An 18,193-nucleotide genomic window follows, 5' to 3' on the forward strand; every position below is an offset into this window, starting at 1 on the left:
CCATGAAACTCGCCGCCTCGATGGCTGTTGTTTTCCTCTGCGTTCCAGGCTGCGCGTCGCGGCCCGATCTGCAATCCGGCTGGTATCTCGAACCCATAACGGGTGCGACATCCACCGTTCCAGGCGGAACGTCGAGCACGACGCAAGGGGCCGGTGGAGCTGATCTGTATATTGCACTCATCAATCGGGGCCACACTAGTTATGCGCTCAAATGCGTTGTGGTCAATCGCACAGCTGAAGGTGGAGGCTGGGTCTATAAGAGTCAGGGCGAAAAGCTGGAGCCGGGCCAGATCGAGGTGATCTCTGGGAGTCATTTCGTACTCGCAGCGGGCGGGGAGCGCAGCGCGCAGCCTTGCCCTTCGGGCAAGAACGAGTCGATGTTTTTAAAGTGCGTTGTGCCTGTCCGCGTCGATGTCGTGGACGTCAATGACGTGGTGATTCATCCCGATCACACGAGTGGTCTGCCCAGTGTCCTTCCAGGCTCCTGGCAATCCTGTCCGGCTGCCACGCACGATTGACGATATATCGCGCGGCCCCCTTCATTGCCTGCATTCGCAGGCGTGTCGTGTCCGATTCGTTACCTCGTCGCTTCGGCAATGCCCTCGCTTATTTTGACGCGCCTGGAGAGGCGCGCCTCACGAAGCGCTGCTCTGTGACCTTCGTGCCCCATTGGTCGCCTTCGAATTCCTCAGCCAACTGGAAGCCGAACGACTCGTACAGATGCCGCGCGGCGTCGAGGCCCTTGAACGTCCAGAGGTAAGTCTCGGCGTAGCGCGCATCGACGAACCGCATGGCGCTCGTCATCAACTGCCTGCCGATACCGGTGCCGCGCAGCGAGTCGTCCACGATGAACCAGCGCAGATGGGCGACGCCTGTATTGCCGCTCTCGTTGCCGTCGATGGCAAGCGAAGCCAGGATGCGATCGCGTTCCACCGCCAGCCACAACGCCTTGTTGTCGTCCGGCAACGCACCGGCGAATTCGGCCAGTTCCGTCGCCACCTTCTTCTCGAAGTAAGCGCCGAAGCCCCAGTTCGCTGCGTAGAACCGCGCGTGCAGGCTCGCAATGTCGCCAATGCAGCCGGGCAGGTAGCCTTCCACGATCTGCACGCCCGCTGTCGACGCGGTCGCGCCACCCGCGTTGGGGTTGTCGTGCGCGAGCGCGTCGGCGTAGAGCGCGAGCGCGCGCACGAGCACCTGTTGATCGGCGGGAACCAGCCGCCGCAGCGCGTTGGAAACCTGGTCCGTGGCGAAGCGGTCGATCTTCGCGCGCAGCTTCTGGCCCGCCGCGCTCAGGGTCAGTTCGGACGAGCGCGCGTCGTCGTCGGCAGTCTTGCGTTTGACGAGACCCGCCGCCTCGAGCCGCGCGACCTGGCGGCTCGTGTTCGACTTGTCGAGTCGCAGGATGTCGCCCAGCGCCCGCGCATTGATGCCCGGCTGCGCGCCGATCTCGATGATGGCGTGCACGGCGGAAGGGGCGAGATCGCTATCCGCCAGCGTCGTGCGCATGAAGCCCAGTTCGCGCACGAGTCGCCGCGAGAACTCGCGCAGCTCGAGGATGGTCGTCTCGCGAGGCTGGGCGGGCACGTCGATAAAATCCATGAGGGTCTCCACGCTTTGTCATCAACCAAATGGTTGCGAGTCGCAACCATCTGCGAGCAATATAGGCCGGCCCCGCGGATAACGCAAGTTCGCACCGCAGCCGGGCAATTGCCGTTCGACCCTTCACTCGCTCAGGCCCCGGGAGGAACGCCGCTTGCGGGAAGGCAAAGCCTCCACGGATGCCGCGCAGCCATGCTTCAGGAACGCCTCGACCCCATCAGACAAGCGCCGAAAGTCAAGGCGCGCAACCGGGACGACTCCGGCCAGAGCGCGCTGGTGCTCGGCGCGCTTGGCGTGGTGTTTGGCGACATCGGCACGAGTCCGATCTACGCGCTGCGCGAAGCGGTCCAGACGGCGCATACCGCGGCGCAGCCCTTCGTGATGGGCGTGCTCTCCATGATCCTGTGGGCAGTGCTCATCGTCGTGGTGCTCAAGTACGCTTGCTTCGTGATGCGCGCCGATAACGAGGGCGAGGGCGGCATCGTCGCGCTCACGGCGCTCGTGCGCGCCGGGTTCGCGAAGGCAGGGCGCCCCGCGCCGCGTCTGCTCGTGCTCGCGGGCCTCGTTGGCGCGGCGATGTTCTACGGCGACTCGATGATCACGCCCGCCATCTCCGTGCTCTCCGCGGTGGAGGGGCTCAAGGAAATCAATCCTGCGTTCGACAGCGCCGTGCTGCCGGTTTCGCTGGCGATTCTCGTGGCGCTCTTCCTGTTCCAGTCGCGCGGCACCGCCGTGGTCGGGCGCACGTTCGGTCCCGTCATGGCGGTATGGTTCGTGAGCCTCGGGGCGGTAGGCGTGTATCACATCGCGCGCTATCCCGCGATTCTCGCCGCGGTGTCGCCGGTATGGGCGGTGCGGCTCGCGCTCTCGCATCCTGCGCTCGCGTTCGGCGTGCTCGCCGCCGTGATCCTGGCGTTGACCGGCGCCGAAGCGCTCTATGCCGACATCGGTCACTTCGGCACGCGTTCCATTCGCATCGCGTTCTTTTGCGTTGTGCTGCCCGCGATTGTCCTCGGCTATTTTGGCCAGGCCGCGACGGTGCTGTTCGAGCCGGGCGGCGCGAGCCAGCCGTTTTTTCACTCGGTGCCCCACTGGGCGCTCATTCCGGCTGTCGGCATCGCCATGCTTGCCACCATCATCGCTTCGCAAGCGGTGATTTCGGGTGCGTTTTCGATGACGAGCCAGGCGATCGAACTGGGCTTCCTGCCACGCATGCGGACGATAGAGACGTCGAGCAAGCGGCGCGGCCAGGTGTATGTTCCGGCGGTGAACGCGGGCTTGCTCGTGGCCGTGGTGTTTCTGGTGCTGTTCTTTCGCAGCTCCGGGCGGCTCACTTCGGCGTATGGCCTCGCGGTAGCGATGACGATGGTGACCACGTCGATGCAGATGCTATCCGTATGCCACGAAGTGTGGGGGTGGCCGCGCCTCATTGCGGTGCTCGCGTGCGTGCCGCTGCTGGTCGTGGACGGCATGCTGCTTGCCGCGAACCTGCCGAAAATCCCCACGGGCGGCTGGTTTCCGGTCTCCGTGGGCGCGGTGCTGTTCATCACGATGAGCACCTGGAACCGGGGCCGCGAACTGGAGGCGCGCCATGCGGCGCGCGGCGAGTCGGTCGACGCCTTCTTGCACGACACCTGCTCAGCCGGTCCGAAGCCGTCCCGCGTGCCTGGCACGGCCGTCTACCCGGGCAACGTACCCGGCATGACGCCGGCCGCGCTCGTGTGTAACGTGCGGCACAATCACGTCCTGCACCGCACGGTAATCGTGTTCGCGAACGTTTCGGAGTCCGCACCACAGGCGGACGATGAAACGCGTATCGAGACGCGCGAGCTGGGAGCGGGCTGCTGGGAGATCGTTGCGCATCATGGCTTTGTCGAGCGGCCCAATCTGCCGCACCTGCTGGCCTCGCTGCAAGGCCGGCTGGGCGACTGGCGGTTCGATCCGCGGCAGACCACCTACTATCTGCCGCGAGACGAAGTGCTGAGACAGCCCGCCCAGCAAGACGTGAGCCACTGGCGCGCGCGGCTTTTCGCTTTCATGTCGTACCACTGCGCTTCTAGTGCCGAGTACTACGGCCTCGCTCCCGAGCATGTGGTCGAATTGGGCGTGCAAGTGGCGCTCTGATCGGGCCTCAGTAATTTTCCGATGTCGTGCCGGTTTGCCTGCATTGCCGGGTACGGCAAGGCGGGTGCCGCGCCGTGCCTGCAACGCGCGCAAACGCAAGCGCTACACAGTCTGGTCTTGTTCGGGTTCCACGCCGGGAACAGGCGCGGCGCCCGCGCCCGCAATGGGAACTCGCCAGAACATGCCGTATAACAACGACAACGGCGCAATGAGTCCTCGACCGAACGGCGCGCAGGGAGGCCAGTAAGAATCGGGTTACGTAGTTAAACTAAATTGTTCAGAATGATCGGGGACAAAGCAAAAGGGCGGCCGACGCAAACTGCGTTCGGCCGCCCTTTGTCAAGACTACGCTCTTTGGATTCGACCGCTCAGTCGATCGCCTTGTTGCCGGTTTCTTCGAACAAGGAAACCGCGATGAGCGAAATCAGCACGCAGCCGATCATGTACCACGCGGGCGCCATCTTGTTGCCCGTGACATGAATGAGCCAGCCGGCCACGAGCTGCGCCGTGCCGCCGAACACCGACACCGCAATGGCATACGCGCTCGACATATAGCCTGCGCGCAGATGCTTCGGAAAGTTTTCCGGCATCAACGCGTAAGCGGGAGCGGAGCCCATCGTGTAGCAGAGCATGAGCACGATGAGCGCGCCGAGCACGACCGGCAGCGAAGGAAAGTGCGTCATGAGCCAGAACGCCGGGTAGAGCAGCAGGATCAGCGCGACGCGGCCGATCACCGTGAGCGGCTTGCGGCGGCCCATGCGGTCCGACCATGCGCCGTAAATCGGGCACATCACGAGCGAGATCGTGCTGGAAGCCACGCCCGCGAGGATCGACATCTTCGGTGGCAGTCCCAGGTACTGAATGCAGTAGGTCGGCATGTAGTACATCATCACGTACGTCGACACCGACATGCCCATGATCGCGAAGATCGTGAGGAACCAGTTGCGCACGTACAGGCCGCGCTTCGGGTCGTCACGGTCGGCGACCACGCGCTGTGCGGGCGGCTCCTCGCGAATATGCCGGCGCAGATAGATGCCGACCGGCGCAATGAGCGTGCCGAGCAGGAACGGAATGCGCCAGCCCCAGCTATGCATCGTCTCAGCGGAGAGCAGAAAGCCGAGGCTCGCCGCGAGACCCGAGCCGAGCAGCGCCGCCGCCCCCTGGCTCGCAAGCTGCCAACTCGCGCGAAAACCGCGGCTCGCTTGTCCGCCCATTTCGAGCAGCGTGGCCGTTGCCGCGCCGAACTCGCCGCCTTGCGCGAAGCCCTGCAAAAGACGTGCAAGAACGATGAGCAGCGGCGCGGCGATCCCGATCTGCGCATAGGTGGGCGCAAGACCGATGGACGCGGAACCCACCGCCATCAGCAGGATGGTGAGCGTGAGCGCCGGCTTGCGGCCCGCGCGGTCGGCGTAGCGGCCGAGCACGATGCCGCCGAGCGGGCGCATGACGAAGCCCACGGCGAACACCGCGAACGCAAGCAGCAATGACGTGACCTGGCTGTCGGCCGGAAAAAACTGATGGCCGATTGTCAGCGCGAAATAGCTGTAGACCGTGAAGTCGAAGAATTCGAGCAGGTTGCCGATCACCGCCGCGAGAACGATCTTGCGCTGGTAGCCAGGCGAAAGCGCGACTTCGTCCGCTGTTTTCAGAAGCGGTTCAGTGGCGGCGTTCATGCACGGTCCTTGCTGAGGAAGCGCTCGACAAGACGCGTCCAGAACGCCGCGCCAATGGTCAGGTTCTCGTCGTTGAAGTCGTAGCGCGCGTTGTGCAGCATCGGCCGGCCTTCGCCGTTGCCAAGGCGTACGAAACAACCGGGGCGCTGCTGCAGGTAGTACGCGAAGTCCTCGCTGCCCGCGATCGGCGGGAACGGCGCGATGACGTGCTCCGGCCCGACCAGTTCCTCGGCCACCTGGCGCGCGAATTCGGTTTCCGCTTCGCTGTTGATGAGCACCGGATAGCCGCGGATGAATTCGATGTCCACTGTCGCGCCGTAGCTTTGCGCCTGCGCTTCCACTAGCGCACGGATGCGCGCTTCGAGTGTCGCGCGCACTTCGGGCGAGAACGAGCGCACGCTCATTTCGAGCACGGCGTCTTCGGGAATCACGTTCGGCGCATGGCCCGAGCGGAACGCGCCAACGGTCACGACCGCGGCTTCGGTCGGGTCGACGTTGCGCGACACCACCGACTGCAGGGCCATGACGATGCTGCTGCCCACGAGCACCGGGTCCACGGCCAGATGCGGGCGCGCCGCGTGGCCGCCCTTGCCGTGAACGCGCAGCTTGACGGTGTCGCACGCGGCCATGAGCGGGCCGGCGCGAAAGCCGAACGTGCCGGTGGGCACGCCTGGATGATTGTGCAGGCCGAAGATCGCTTCGCAGGGGAAGCGATCGAACAGGCCGTCGGCGATCATGCGCTCGGCGCCGCTGTCCGAGCCGGCTTCCTCGGCGGGCTGGAAGATCAGGTGGACGGTGCCGTCGAAGTTGCGCGTTTTGGCGAGTTGGCGCGCCGCGCCGAGCAGGACCGCGGTGTGGCCGTCGTGGCCGCATGCGTGCATCTTGCCGTCGTGCACGCTCGCGTAGTCGAGGCCGGTCAGCTCCTGGATCGGCAGGGCGTCCATGTCGGCGCGCACGCCTACCGTACGCGCGCTCGTGCCCAACTTGAGCGACGCCACCACGCCGTGGCCGCCCACGTGACGCGTGACGTCGTAGCCCCAGGCCGCGAGCTTGTCCGCGACGAAGCGCGACGTATCGGCTTCCTCGTACGAGAGTTCAGGGTGCTTGTGGAGGTGATGACGGATTTCGTCGAGTTCCGATCGGGCTTCGGCCAGGTCGGCGACTTCGCAGTAGTGGTGCTCGCTCACGGGGGGACTCCTTTTATTGGAATAGATTTGGGCAAAAGCCAAAAGCCGAGTATTGCATCGACGAAAAACTCGACCCATGACGGAAAAGCACCGAAAATGTTGACTTGAAGTCAACGGTTGATCGTCGCGGCGCAGCAAGGCAACGCGCGCAAAAGGAGCAACGTAGTGCGAGGAAAGACAGATCGGGATGACGCGGCGCGAGGCGCAATCGACGACATTGGCGAGCGGCCGTTGCGCTATCTGGCCGAAATTGCGGCGGCAGGCGGGGTGCGCATGGCCGCCGAGGCGCTGGGCGTCAACGCTTCGGTCATCAGCCGCCAGGTGGCGGCGCTCGAGCGGCGGCTGCGCTTTTCGCTGATCGAGCGGCGCGGGCGCAACGTGGCCGTGACCGAGATCGGTCAGGTGCTCGTGGACCACTATCGCGACGGCCAGCGCCGCCAGCGTGACCTCGCCGCGCGCCTGGAGGAGTACCGGCACCTGAGGCGCGGACGCGTGGCACTGGGCGTGGGCGAGGGCTTCATCGGCAATCTGATCGCGCGGGCGCTGCAGCGATTTTCGATGACGTACCCTGACATTCTTGTCGAGATCCGCTCGGGACCGACGCCGGTCGTGCTGTCGCTCGTGCGCGACGACGTGGTCGATATTGGTCTGTGCACGCGCACCTCCGACGACCCCGCCCTGCGCATTCATCCCTTCGCGTCGCGGCCGCTTTGCGCGCTCGTCGCGCCCTCGCACCGCTTTGCGAAGATGCTGAAGGTGGCGCCCGCCGAACTCGCCGGCGAGCGTCTGATCTTCATGACCGAGTCGTTCGGTGTGCAGCATTTCGTGCAGTCGCTATTCGACGACGCGCGCCTGAATGTGATACCCGCTTATCGCGTGGATCTTTTCAACACCGCGCAGACGCTCGCGGCCGCCGGGCTGGGCGTGGCGTTCATGTCGTCGATCACGGCGCGGCGCGGCATCGATCTGGGTGAACTGGTGGCCGTGCCGATCGATCACCCGATCGCGGCGGGCTTTTCGAGCCAGATGGTCACGCGTGTGGGCCGCAGGCTTTCGCCCGCAGCAGATCACTTGAGGAAGCAGCTCGCGCAGAGCTTTCTGGAGTCGGCGGCGAAGTAACCGCGCGTGTCGTTGCGAACGCAACGGATCGGGTCGGTAGCGGCCCGGTTTCCGATCTCTTATTCCTGCCCCGAGGGTGCATCTCCAATCCTCAACACCGCATCGCGTTTGGCGAGCAAATGCTGCCGCAGGATTGCCGCGAGCCGCTTGCCGTCGCGCGCGTCGAGCGCTTCGAGCATTTCTCCATGCTCATGAATCGCGCGATCCCACTTCGGGGTCTCGAAGTTCGAGCGAAACCGCAGCGCCTGCAAGCGGCGGTTCACGGCGATATAGGTTTGCCGCAGCGCCGAATTGCGCGCCGCTTCGTTGATCTTGTCGTGAATCGCCTGATTACGGCTGTAGTAACCGGCCAGATCGTTCTGCGCGCGGCAGGCGAGCATGGCGTAGTGCAGCGCCTTGATCTCGGCGATCTCGGCCGCGGTGATCCGCTCGCAAGCCAGTTCGCCTGAAAACGCTTCGAGCCCGCTCATGAGTTCGAAGGTCTCGCGCAGTTCCGCTTCCGACATCTTCGAAACGGATGCGCCGCGATTCGGCGAAATCTCGATCAACCCTTCGGACGCGAGCACCTTCAGCGCTTCGCGCAACGGCGTGCGCGATATGCCCAAGGTTTCGCACAGCTCGCGTTCATTGAGCTTGCGGCCGGCTTCGAGCACGCCTTCCACGATGAACCGCCGCAGATGATCGACGACGGTGTCGTGAAGTTGCTGGCGCGCAATGGGCGGCAGTTCCGGGCTGATTGTGGACGGGTTCAGGTTCGGATTTTGCATGCAAAAGGCATTTTCATCGATTTTCAGCGAATTCTAGCCCAAGGGCAGGACCCAAAGAAGCAAGCTGAGATTGGGGTAAACCACGTCGGAATTGTCCGTCTACGCGAGGGCTGACTGGATTATAGTTTTTTGCATGCAAAATTCAAAAACAGGAGCGATTGCATGTTGAAGCTCGATTTCCATCCCGCTGGTCGTCACTTCCTGCAGATTCCCGGGCCGAGCCCGGTGCCCGATCGCATCCTGCGCGCGATGAGCTATCCGACCATCGACCATCGCGGCCCAGAGTTCGGCGTGCTCGGGCTCAAGGTGCTGGACGGCATCAAGAAGATCTTCAAGACCCAGCAGCCGGTGGTCATCTACCCGGCCTCGGGCACCGGCGCGTGGGAAGCCGCGCTCACCAACACCCTGAGCCCCGGCGACACGGTGCTGATGTATGAAACGGGCCATTTCGCGACGTTATGGAAGCAGATGGCCGAGCGCCTCGGCCTGAAGCCGGAATTTCTCGGCCTGCCGGGCATTGAAGGCTGGCGGCGCGGCGTGCAGCCGGACATGATCGAAAAGCGCCTGCGCGACGATGCGCAGCACGCCATCAAGGCCGTTTGCGTGGTCCACAACGAAACGTCGACCGGCGTGACCTCCGATATCGCCGCGGTGCGCCGGGCGATCGACGCCGCCGGGCATCCGGCGCTGCTGCTCGTGGACACGATTTCGGGCCTCGCAAGTGCGGACTACCGGCACGACGAGTGGGGCGTGGACGTGACCGTCTCCGGCTCGCAGAAAGGTCTCATGCTGCCGCCTGGCATCAGCTTCAATGCGGTTTCGGCGAAGGCGCTGGCGGCCAGCGAGCACGCAAAGCTGCCGCGCAGCTTCTGGGGCTGGACCGAGATCATCGAGATGAACAAGAGCGGCTACTGGCCGTACACGCCCAATACGAACCTGCTCTACGGCCTTTCCGAAGCGCTCGACATGCTGCAGGACGAAGGGCTCGACAACGTGTTCGCGCGGCATCAGCGCCTGGGCGAAGCGTGCCGGCGCGCGGTGCGCGCGTGGGGCCTCGAGATTCAGTGCGTCGACCCCGCGGTCTACAGCCCCGTGCTTACGGGCGTGATGATGCCCGAAGGCGTCGATGCGGATGCGGTGCGCAAGATCATCTACGAGCGCTTCGACCTTTCGCTGGGTACGGGCCTGGGCAAGGTCAAGGGACGCATGTTCCGCATCGGGCACCTGGGCGACTGCAACGATCTCACGCTGCTGGCTGCGCTGGCGGGCTGCGAGATGGGCCTGCGCATTGCGAACGTGCCGTTGAAGGACAGCGGTTTGCCGGCAGCGATGGAATACCTCGCGGCGCAGCCCAATGTGGTTTCGCTGAAAGCAGCCTGAAGCAGGCGCATTTCTCACATAAGACGCACATGCGGCGCACGGGGCGCGGCATGACAGGCTGCTTTCCCAGGTTGTTCCCATGCCGGACGCCCCTGCAAGAAGGGCGAAGCGGCCGATAGAACCAGCAACGGAGACAGACGATGAAACGGTATCGATTGACGAGCGCGAGCAGCATCGTGCTGATCATGCTCTGCATCATGTACTTCATCACCTACCTCGATCGTGTGAACGTGAGCACGGCGGCGGCGGGCTTCGGCAAGGAGTTCCAGCTTTCGCACACCGAGGTCGGGCTGGTTTTTTCGGCGTTTGCGTATCCGTATCTGCTGTTTCAGATCATTGGCGGCTGGGTGAGCGACCGCTTCGGCGCGCGCCGCACGCTGCTTTTCTGCGGCGCTGTGTGGGGCGTGGCCACGGTGCTCACGGGCATGGCAGGTGGCCTCGCTACGCTGCTCGCCGCGCGCCTCCTGCTCGGTTTCGGTGAGGGCGCAACGTTTCCCGCCTCGACTTCGGCCATGTCGCGCTGGGTCGCAAAGGAGCGGCGCGGCTTCGCGCAGGGCATCACGCACTCCGCGTCGCGCATCGGCAATGCCGTGGCGCCCGCAGTCGTAGTGCTGGTGATGGCGCGCTATGGCTGGCGCGAATCGTTCTATGTATGCGGCGCGCTTAGCCTGCTGTGGGTGGTGGTGTGGGCGTTCACGTTCACCGAGCACCCGAAGGATCACCCACGCATTACCGAGGCCGAACTCGCCATTCTGCCGCCGCCCAAGCCGCGCGCGACCGGCCTGCCATGGATGGCGCTATTCAAGCGCATGATTCCGGTGACGATCGTCTACTTCTGCTACGGCTGGACGCTGTGGCTTTTCCTTAGCTGGATTCCACAATACTTCCTGCACAACTATCACCTGCAATTGGGCAAGTCGGCGATCTTCGCCTCGGTGGTGTTTCTCGCCGGTGTGGTGGGCGACACGCTCGGCGGCCTCGTGACCGACTGGCTCCTCAAGCGCACGGGCAACCTCAAGCGCGCGCGCAGCTGGATGGTCTCGGTGTGCATGCTCATCACGTTGATCGTTTTGGTGCCGCTGATGTTCGTGCACGATCCCGTCATTTCGATGACCTGCCTCGCGGCGGGCTTCTTCTTCGCCGAAATGACGATCGGCCCGATGTGGGCGATTCCCATGGACATCGCTCCGGAATTCTCGGGCACGGCGAGCGGCATGATGAACACGGGCTCGGCGTTGGCCGCGATCATCTCGCCCGTGGTGGGCGGTTTTCTGATCGACCGCTTCGGCAACTGGGATCTGCCGTTTGTGGGCAGCATGGTGCTGATGGGGTGCGGTGTGATTCTCGCGTTTCGCATGCAGCCCGAAAGCCGCTTCGAGCTTGGTAAGCAGACCGAAGAACCAGCGGGTTCTCATCAGGGAGTGTGAACGGCAATGGAAGGCGCACGCACCTCAGGCATGCTGGTCAAGCCGATTCATCTGGTTCCCTCGAGCGCGGGCCATGGCTCGCCGCTCGCGCGCCGCCTGCGGGAAGCCGTGCGCGGCGATGTGTTTTTCGACGCCGCGAGCCGCGGCCGTTACGCAACCGACGCTTCGATCTACCAGATCATGCCCATCGGCGTGGTGGTGCCGCGTGATCAGGACGATTTGCGTGCGGCGCTGGAAGTGGCGCGCGTCGAGCACGCTCCCGTGCTGGCGCGTGGCGCGGGGACGAGCCAATGCGGCCAGACGGTCGGCGAAGCGCTCATCATCGACACGTCGAAGTGGCTCAACAACATTGTCGATTTCGATGCCGATGCGCGTACGGTGACGGTCGAGCCCGGCGTCGTGCTCGATCATCTGAACGCGTGGCTCAAGCCGCACGGGCTGTGGTTTCCCGTGGACGTTTCGACGGCCGCGCAGTGCACGATCGGCGGTATGGCGGGCAACAATTCGTGCGGCTCGCGCTCGATCGAATACGGCAACATGGTGCACAACGTGCTCGGCATCGACGCGATTCTCGCGGACGGCAGCGAGGCCCGCTTCCACTCGCTGAACATGCCGCAAGAAGGCGCGCGCCTTGCGGCGCTGCTCGAAGGGGTGCAACGCATCGCCACGCGCGAGCGCGGCGAGATCGCCGAACGCATGCCGAAGGTGTTGCGCCGCGTGGCCGGCTACAACATCGACCTGTTCGACTGCCAGAACCCGCTCGCTTATACCGACGACGGCGTGGCGAATCTCGCGCATCTGCTCGTGGGCTCCGAAGGCACGCTCGCATTCAGCCGGCAGATCACGCTGAAGCTCGCGCCGCTGCCTGTGCATAAAACGCTGGGCGTGGTGAGCTTTCCGACCTTCCGGCAGGCAATGGACTCGGCGCAGCACATCGTCGAGCTCAAGCCGACTGCGGTGGAGCTGGTCGATCGCACGATGATCGAACTCGCGCTTGGCAACCCCGGCTTCAAGCCGGTGATCGAAAAGGCGCTGGTGGGCAGGCCCGATGCGATCCTGCTGGTCGAATTCGCCGGCGATCAGCGCGATGAGCAGGTGCGCCGCCTCGGTGGTCTGGTCGAACTGATGGGCGACCTCGGCCTGCCGGACTCGGTCGTGAAGATGACCGACGCGAACGAGCAAAAGGCGCTGTGGGAAGTGCGCAAGGCAGGGCTGAACATCATGATGAGCATGAAGGGCGACGGCAAGCCCGTCTCGTTCATCGAAGACTGTGCCGTGCCGCTCGAACATCTCGCGGAGTACACGAGCCGCCTGACCGAAATCTTCCATCGGCACGGCACCGAAGGCACGTGGTACGCGCACGCGAGCGTCGGCACGCTGCACGTGCGCCCGATACTCGATATGCGCCGCGACGGTGCGGCGAAAATGCGCGCGATAGGGGAACAGGCCGCGGAACTCGTACGCGAATACAAGGGCGCGTTTTCGGGCGAACACGGCGACGGTTTGTGTCGTGGCGAATGGATTGCCTGGCAGTACGGACCGAAGATCAACCAGGCGTTCATGGAGATCAAGCAGCTGTTCGACCCGGAAAACCGCTTCAATCCCGACAAGATCGTGCGCCCGCCGAAAATGGACGACACGAAGCTGTTTCGCTTCGCGCCGGGATATCGCGAGCGCCAGATGCGGCCGATGCTCGACTGGTCGGCGTGGGACGTGGAGCGCGATCCGCTAACGGGTGCCGAAACGCCGCCCGGCAGCGGCGACGACCTGACCGGTGGCCTCGCGAAGGCCGTGGAGATGTGCAACAACAACGGCCACTGCCGCAAGTTCGACGCTGGCACGATGTGCCCGAGCTATCGCGTGACGAAAGACGAGAAGCACGTGACACGCGGCCGCGCGAACACGTTGCGGCTTGCGATTTCGGGGCAGTTGGGCGAGGACGGACTCGCGAGCGACGAGGTCAAGGACACACTCGACCTGTGCGTGTCGTGCAAGGGTTGCAAGCGCGACTGCCCGACCGGCGTGGACATGGCCAAGCTGAAGATCGAGGCGCGCGCGGCGTGGAATGCGAAGCACGGTTTGAAGCTGCGCGAGAAGATGATCGCGTTCTTGCCGCGTTATGCGCGCAGTGCTGCGAAAGCGGGCAGCTTTGCGGCGGCTGGCGAGCGCATCCCTTTGGTCAACGCGTGGGTGAAGCGCGCGCTCGGACTTGCGCCGCAACGCTCGTTGCCGCAATTCCGGCAGTCGTTCCTTGCGGAGGTTGCGGCCACACAGCCGAATGCAGCAGCGGCCACCAAAGAGGTCGTGCTGTTCGTCGATACCTTCAACGACAACTTCGAGCCTGAAAACGCGCGCGCCGCGAAACGCGTGCTCGAAGCGGCCGGCTATTTCGTGCACTTCAACGTGCGCGGCGACGAACGTCCGCTGTGCTGCGGCCGCACGTTCCTCGCGGCGGGCCTGGTGGAAGAAGCGAAGCGCGAGGCGCGTCGGCTACTCGATACGCTCATGCCGTTCGTCGCGCGCGGCGTTTCGATCGTCGGCCTCGAACCCTCGTGCCTGCTCTCGATGCGCGACGAGTTCCTGCAATATGGCTTCGGCGACGAGGCCCGCGAACTCTCGGCGGCGGCATGCCTGTTCGAAGAATTCCTCGTGCGCGAGAAAGGCGCAGGACGATTCGACCTGGCCTTGCACCCGCTCGACGCGCCGCGTGCGTGGGTGCACGGCCACTGTCATCAGAAAGCGTTCGACGCCTTCCGGCCCGTGCTCACGGTGCTGGGCTGGATTCCGGGGCTGGACGTGAAGCCGATCGAATCGTCGTGCTGCGGGATGGCGGGGAGCTTCGGCTACGAAGCGGAGCACTACGAAGCCTCGATGGCGATGGCCGAGCTTTCGCTGTTGCCCGCCGTGCGTCAGGCGGATCGCGCCGATCTCGTCGTGGCGGATGGCACGAGTTGCCGCCACCAGATCCACGACGGCGCAAACGCCACGGCGCTGCACGTGGCGAGGGTGCTCGAAATGGCGATGCGCTGATGCGCTCTTTAACGCGCTATCGGGCGCATACGGCATCCACGGCGTGCAGCATCTTGCCGAAGAACGCATCCGCGAATTGTGAATCGAGCCAGCGCACGATCAGCGCGATCTTGCGTTCGGGCTCGATCCACATGAACGAACTGCCTGCGCCCACGCCAAAATAGCTCGATGCGGGCACGCTCGGGAACATGCGACGCTCTGAATTGAGCCAGACCAGAAAGCCGTAGAACGGCGCGAGCGGGCAGGGCGCGCGCATGCGCGCGATCCATTCGCTCGAGAGCACGCGGCGGCCCGAAGCCATGCCATCGTCGAGCAGCATCTGCGCGACCTTCAACTGATCGTTGGCGCTCACTGACATGCCGCCGCCCCAATGCGAGCCGCCGGGCACCGATTGCACGCGTTTTCCACCCACGTCGAGCCATGCGTCATCGTAGCCAACCCATTGCCAGTTCTCGCTTGCGCCAACGGGCCGCATGATCGTCTCGCGAAATACTTCGGGTAACGAACGACCGAACAGATGCAGCAGCGCGAGCGAGAGCTGATTGATGCGCACGTCGTTGTATTCCCAATACGTGCCTGGCGCCTGCAACGGGCGCAAATCGCCCTTTTTGCCGTTGGGCGGCTCGCCGAACGTGACGGCGCGATAGTGATCGGCTTGATCGGAAAGGCCGAAGCACTTGCCTTGCCATTCGCTCGTCTGTTGCAGCAGGTGCGTCCAGGTGACCGGTGCATTGTGCTCATCGTCGAAGCCGATGCCCGGCACGCGCGCGCGTATGGGCTCGTCGGGATCGGGCAGAAGCCCCCGGTCATGCGCCACGCCCGCGAGCAGCGCCAGATACGTCTTGGCGATGCTGAAAGTCAGATCGGGCCGGTCGGGCTCGCCCCATTGCGCGAGCAGGCGCCCGTCCACGGCAATGGCGCCGGACACAGGGCCGCGATCGTGGATAGGGCCGAGCAAGCGGTTCCACGGCGGCGGATCGTTCACGTGCACGCCGAAGTTGCCATCGGCGTTGCGGTCCCATGCCGATTCGTGATCGACGGAAAACTGAATGGCGTCCTGAACTTCCTTCGGCAATTCGTGTTGCATACGTGCGTGTTTCCCTTTTGTGTTCCTGTACGGCGCCGGTTCAACGGGCGCCCAGTTTTACGCGTGCCCACGTCAGCGTAGCTAGGCTCAGCACGGCTGCGAACATCAGCCAGATTCCCGGCGCGAGATTATTACCCGTCGCCGCAATGAGCGAGGCGACGGCCAGCGGCGTGAAGCCGCCGAACGCGGTCGTGCCGACGTTGTAGGCGAGCGCCATGCCCGTGGTGCGCGTGCGCGTGGGGAAGAAACTCGCCATGAGCGCCGGAATCGAGGCGAAATACGTGACCTTCAACACCGCGATCCAGATCACGGCGGCCAGCAGCGTGGGCAGCGAAGGATGCGCGTTCACGAGCATGAACGCCGGATAGACCGTGAGCAGGAACAGCACGCCCGCCACGAACATGATGCGCGTGCGGCCGATCTTGTCGGACCAGTGGCCCACAATCGGCGTGAGCACGATGGCGATCAGACCGGCCACGAGCGTGGCGATAAAGCCCGACGAGGGCGCAAGACCGAGTTGCCGCGCGGCATAGGTCGGCATGTAGAGAAGCACGTATTGCGCTGATGTGGTCAAAATCAGCACGCCAATCGATGCAATCACTTGCGCCTTTTGCGTGGCGAACAATTCACGCACGGGCGACTCGGCTTTTTCGACGCGCTCGAATTCGGGCGTTTCGTCCATGCGTCTGCGGATATAGAGACCCACCGGCCCAATTAGCACACCGAACAGGAATGGAATGCGCCAGCCCCAGCTCTCGAGCTGCGGTTGCGTGAGCGCGCCCGTGAGCACAGCGCCGAACAAGGAGACGAGCAGCGTGCTCGCACCCTGGCTCGAAAACTGCCAGCTCGACATGAAGCCGCTGCGCTGCGGCGCGTGCTCGACCAGGAAGGCGGTGGAACTGCCAAACTCGCCGCCTGCCGAAAAGCCTTGCACAAGACGCGACGCAAAAATGCCGATGGGCGCGAGGATGCCGATCGTCGCATAAGTGGGCATGAGCGCGACCATGCCGGTGCCGATCGTCATCATCGCAATGGAGAGCGTGAGCGATGCCTTGCGGCCCTTGCGGTCGCTATACGAGCCGAGCACGAGCGCGCCGAACGGCCGCGCGAGATACGAGAGCGCGAATGTGCCGAGTGTCAGCAGCAACGAGATCGTCGCGTTGTGAACGGGGAAGAAGAGCTTGGAGAGCGTCGTGGCGAAGTAGCCGTACGCGAGCAGGTCGTAGAACTCGAGCGCATTGCCGATCGAAGTCGCGATGATGAGCCGCGAGACGTTCTTGCCGGAAGTGCTTTGCGCGGGCTCGGACCAGGGTTCGCTGCCGTGATGCGCGGGAAGGGAATCGATGCTCATTGCGACGTCCTCATGCAAGCGTTGGCGGATGCGGTGCGGGGTTGGACGCGCCGGCTTCTCTTGCGCCGAGGTCCCAGAAGAGGCCAGCCATGATGCGCAGTCCGTCGCGCACGACCGGGCCGAGCAGGTGTTCGTTCGGCGCGTGCTGCGAGCAGCCTGGATACGAATGCGGCACCCACAGCGTGGGCATGCCGAGCACCTCGGCGAATACGTCGTTAGGGAGCGTGCCGCCCAGGTTCGGCAGCAGCACGGGTTCGGCTCCCGTGGTCTCGCGCAGCGAACGCAGCGCCCATTGCACCCAGGCGTTATCGGGATCGACACGCGTGGCCGGCGCGCCGCGCTCCACGTCGAGTTCGATCATGCCGAAGCCGTGCGCGTCGAGGTGCGCGCGGACGATGGCTTCTAGGTTCTGCCAGTCCGTGCCGACGACGAAGCGAATCTGCATGTAAGCGATGGCGTGCGGCGGAATTGCGTTCACCGGCTTTTCGGGGTTGCCGGTGCGAAACGCGAGCACTTCGAGATTGTTCCAGCCGAATACGCGCTCGGTGGGCGTGAGGCCGGGCTCGCCGTAGTCGCGATCGACTTCGGGCTCGCCCGCATTGCCGCCCACGCGAATATCCGCAAGCGCGCGGCGCACCGATTCCGGAATGGGCGGCGGGCGCAGGCCTTCCACGAGAATCTTGCCGTTCGCATCGGCCATCGAGGCAATCGCGTTCGCGAGCACGACGCCCGGATTGCGCAAGAGGCCGCCCCAGTTGCCCGAATGATGGCCGCCTTCGCGTAGCGTCAGTTCGAGCTTGAAATTGACGAGACCGCGCGAGCCGAGAAAGATCGTCGGGCGGTGCGCGCTCAGGCGCGGGCCGTCGGAGGCGATCAGCACGTCGGCGGCGAGTTCGTCGCGCAACCGCGTGCAGAGTTCATGCAAGCCCGGTGAGCCGACTTCCTCGCCGGTTTCGAAGAGCAGCTTGAGGTTGAAGCCGAGCTTGCCGCCGCGCGCATCGAGCACGGCCTTGAGCGCCGCGAGATTGATACTGTGCTGCCCTTTGTTGTCGGCGGTGCCGCGGCCGTACCAGCGCTCGCCGTCCACGGTCACATCCCACGGTGTGAGACCCGTGCGCCATTGCGCGTCGTAGCCGCGCACCACGTCGCCATGGCCGTAGCTGAGCACGGTGGGCAGCGCATCGTCTTCGTGACGATGGGCAATCAGGAACGGGCCCGCGCCTTGGGCGGGATTCTCGACGACGCGGCAGGTGAAACCCCAATCGACCAGGAGCGGCGTGAGCTCCTCGTCCAGATAGCCGCGCAGGCGCTCGCCGCTGTCGGGTTCCTGGCTCTCGGTGCGATACGCCACGCGGCGGCGCAGATCGTTCAGGAAGTGGCCGCAATCGTATTGACCGGCTGCGGTTTGAATGGCGGTGTCACGGGTCAACGCATGTCTCCCTGTTTTAA

Annotated in this window: 13 protein-coding genes; 6 read left to right on the forward strand and 7 right to left on the reverse strand. The window is 64.5% G+C overall.

Annotated features, from left to right (window positions below; genetic code table 11):
• The first annotated feature begins 2 nt into the window (after positions 1-2).
• The gene (locus FAZ97_RS27145) at positions 3-518 is read left to right on the forward strand and encodes a hypothetical protein (RefSeq protein WP_158761682.1); all 516 of its coding nucleotides are present in this window, start codon (positions 3-5) and stop codon (positions 516-518) included.
• 88 nt (positions 519-606) lie between these two features.
• Here the strand turns inward: FAZ97_RS27145 and FAZ97_RS27150 are convergent, their stop codons facing one another.
• The gene (locus FAZ97_RS27150) at positions 607-1,599 is read right to left on the reverse strand and encodes a bifunctional helix-turn-helix transcriptional regulator/GNAT family N-acetyltransferase (RefSeq protein WP_158761684.1); all 993 of its coding nucleotides are present in this window, start codon (positions 1,597-1,599) and stop codon (positions 607-609) included.
• Positions 1,600-1,791: 192 nt separating this feature from the next.
• Between FAZ97_RS27150 and FAZ97_RS27155 the strand changes: the two genes are divergently transcribed.
• Positions 1,792-3,723: a potassium transporter Kup gene (locus tag FAZ97_RS27155; protein WP_158761686.1), complete on the forward strand. Its 1,932-nt coding sequence runs from the start codon at positions 1,792-1,794 to the stop codon at positions 3,721-3,723.
• Positions 3,724-4,091: 368 nt separating this feature from the next.
• Here the strand turns inward: FAZ97_RS27155 and FAZ97_RS27160 are convergent, their stop codons facing one another.
• Both FAZ97_RS27160 and FAZ97_RS27165 read right to left on the reverse strand, forming a co-directional pair.
• Entirely contained in the window at positions 4,092-5,396 is a 1,305-nt protein-coding gene (locus FAZ97_RS27160; RefSeq protein ID WP_158761688.1) for an MFS transporter, read from the reverse strand.
• On the reverse strand, positions 5,393-6,583 hold the full coding sequence (locus tag FAZ97_RS27165; protein WP_233271914.1) for a M20 aminoacylase family protein: 1,191 nt from the start codon (positions 6,581-6,583) through the stop codon (positions 5,393-5,395). The genes FAZ97_RS27160 and FAZ97_RS27165 overlap by 4 nt, the downstream gene beginning before the upstream one ends.
• Before the next feature lie 165 nt (positions 6,584-6,748).
• On the opposite strand from FAZ97_RS27165, the gene FAZ97_RS27170 reads away from it, so the two are divergent.
• On the forward strand, positions 6,749-7,702 hold the full coding sequence (locus FAZ97_RS27170; protein WP_233271915.1) for a LysR family transcriptional regulator: 954 nt from the start codon (positions 6,749-6,751) through the stop codon (positions 7,700-7,702).
• Between the two features lie 59 nt (positions 7,703-7,761).
• Here the strand turns inward: FAZ97_RS27170 and FAZ97_RS27175 are convergent, their stop codons facing one another.
• Positions 7,762-8,469, reverse strand: a complete 708-nt coding sequence (locus FAZ97_RS27175) for a GntR family transcriptional regulator (protein WP_158761691.1) — start codon at positions 8,467-8,469, stop codon at positions 7,762-7,764.
• A 162-nt stretch (positions 8,470-8,631) separates the two neighbouring features.
• On the opposite strand from FAZ97_RS27175, the gene FAZ97_RS27180 reads away from it, so the two are divergent.
• The 3 genes from FAZ97_RS27180 (at position 8,632) to FAZ97_RS27190 (ending at position 14,306) form a co-directional block, all read left to right on the forward strand.
• On the forward strand, positions 8,632-9,849 hold the full coding sequence (locus tag FAZ97_RS27180) for a pyridoxal-phosphate-dependent aminotransferase family protein (RefSeq protein WP_158761692.1): 1,218 nt from the start codon (positions 8,632-8,634) through the stop codon (positions 9,847-9,849).
• A gap of 140 nt (positions 9,850-9,989) precedes the next feature.
• The gene (locus FAZ97_RS27185) at positions 9,990-11,276 is read left to right on the forward strand and encodes an MFS transporter (protein WP_158761694.1); all 1,287 of its coding nucleotides are present in this window, start codon (positions 9,990-9,992) and stop codon (positions 11,274-11,276) included.
• A gap of 6 nt (positions 11,277-11,282) precedes the next feature.
• Positions 11,283-14,306, forward strand: coding sequence for an FAD-binding and (Fe-S)-binding domain-containing protein (locus tag FAZ97_RS27190; protein WP_158761696.1), 3,024 nt, complete (start codon positions 11,283-11,285; stop codon positions 14,304-14,306).
• A 16-nt stretch (positions 14,307-14,322) separates the two neighbouring features.
• Here the strand turns inward: FAZ97_RS27190 and FAZ97_RS27195 are convergent, their stop codons facing one another.
• Genes FAZ97_RS27195 through FAZ97_RS27205 form a run of 3 tightly spaced genes read right to left on the reverse strand, consistent with a single transcriptional unit; the run spans position 14,323 to position 18,173 of the window.
• Entirely contained in the window at positions 14,323-15,393 is a 1,071-nt protein-coding gene (locus FAZ97_RS27195) for a serine hydrolase domain-containing protein (RefSeq protein WP_158761697.1), read from the reverse strand.
• Positions 15,394-15,433: 40 nt separating this feature from the next.
• Positions 15,434-16,744, reverse strand: coding sequence for an MFS transporter (locus tag FAZ97_RS27200; protein WP_158761699.1), 1,311 nt, complete (start codon positions 16,742-16,744; stop codon positions 15,434-15,436).
• Between the two features lie 10 nt (positions 16,745-16,754).
• Positions 16,755-18,173: a M20 family metallopeptidase gene (locus tag FAZ97_RS27205; protein WP_158761701.1), complete on the reverse strand. Its 1,419-nt coding sequence runs from the start codon at positions 18,171-18,173 to the stop codon at positions 16,755-16,757.
• Positions 18,174-18,193: the final 20 nt, after the last annotated feature.

This window comes from Paraburkholderia acidiphila, assembly GCF_009789655.1.
GTDB classification, from domain to species: domain Bacteria; phylum Pseudomonadota; class Gammaproteobacteria; order Burkholderiales; family Burkholderiaceae; genus Paraburkholderia; species Paraburkholderia acidiphila.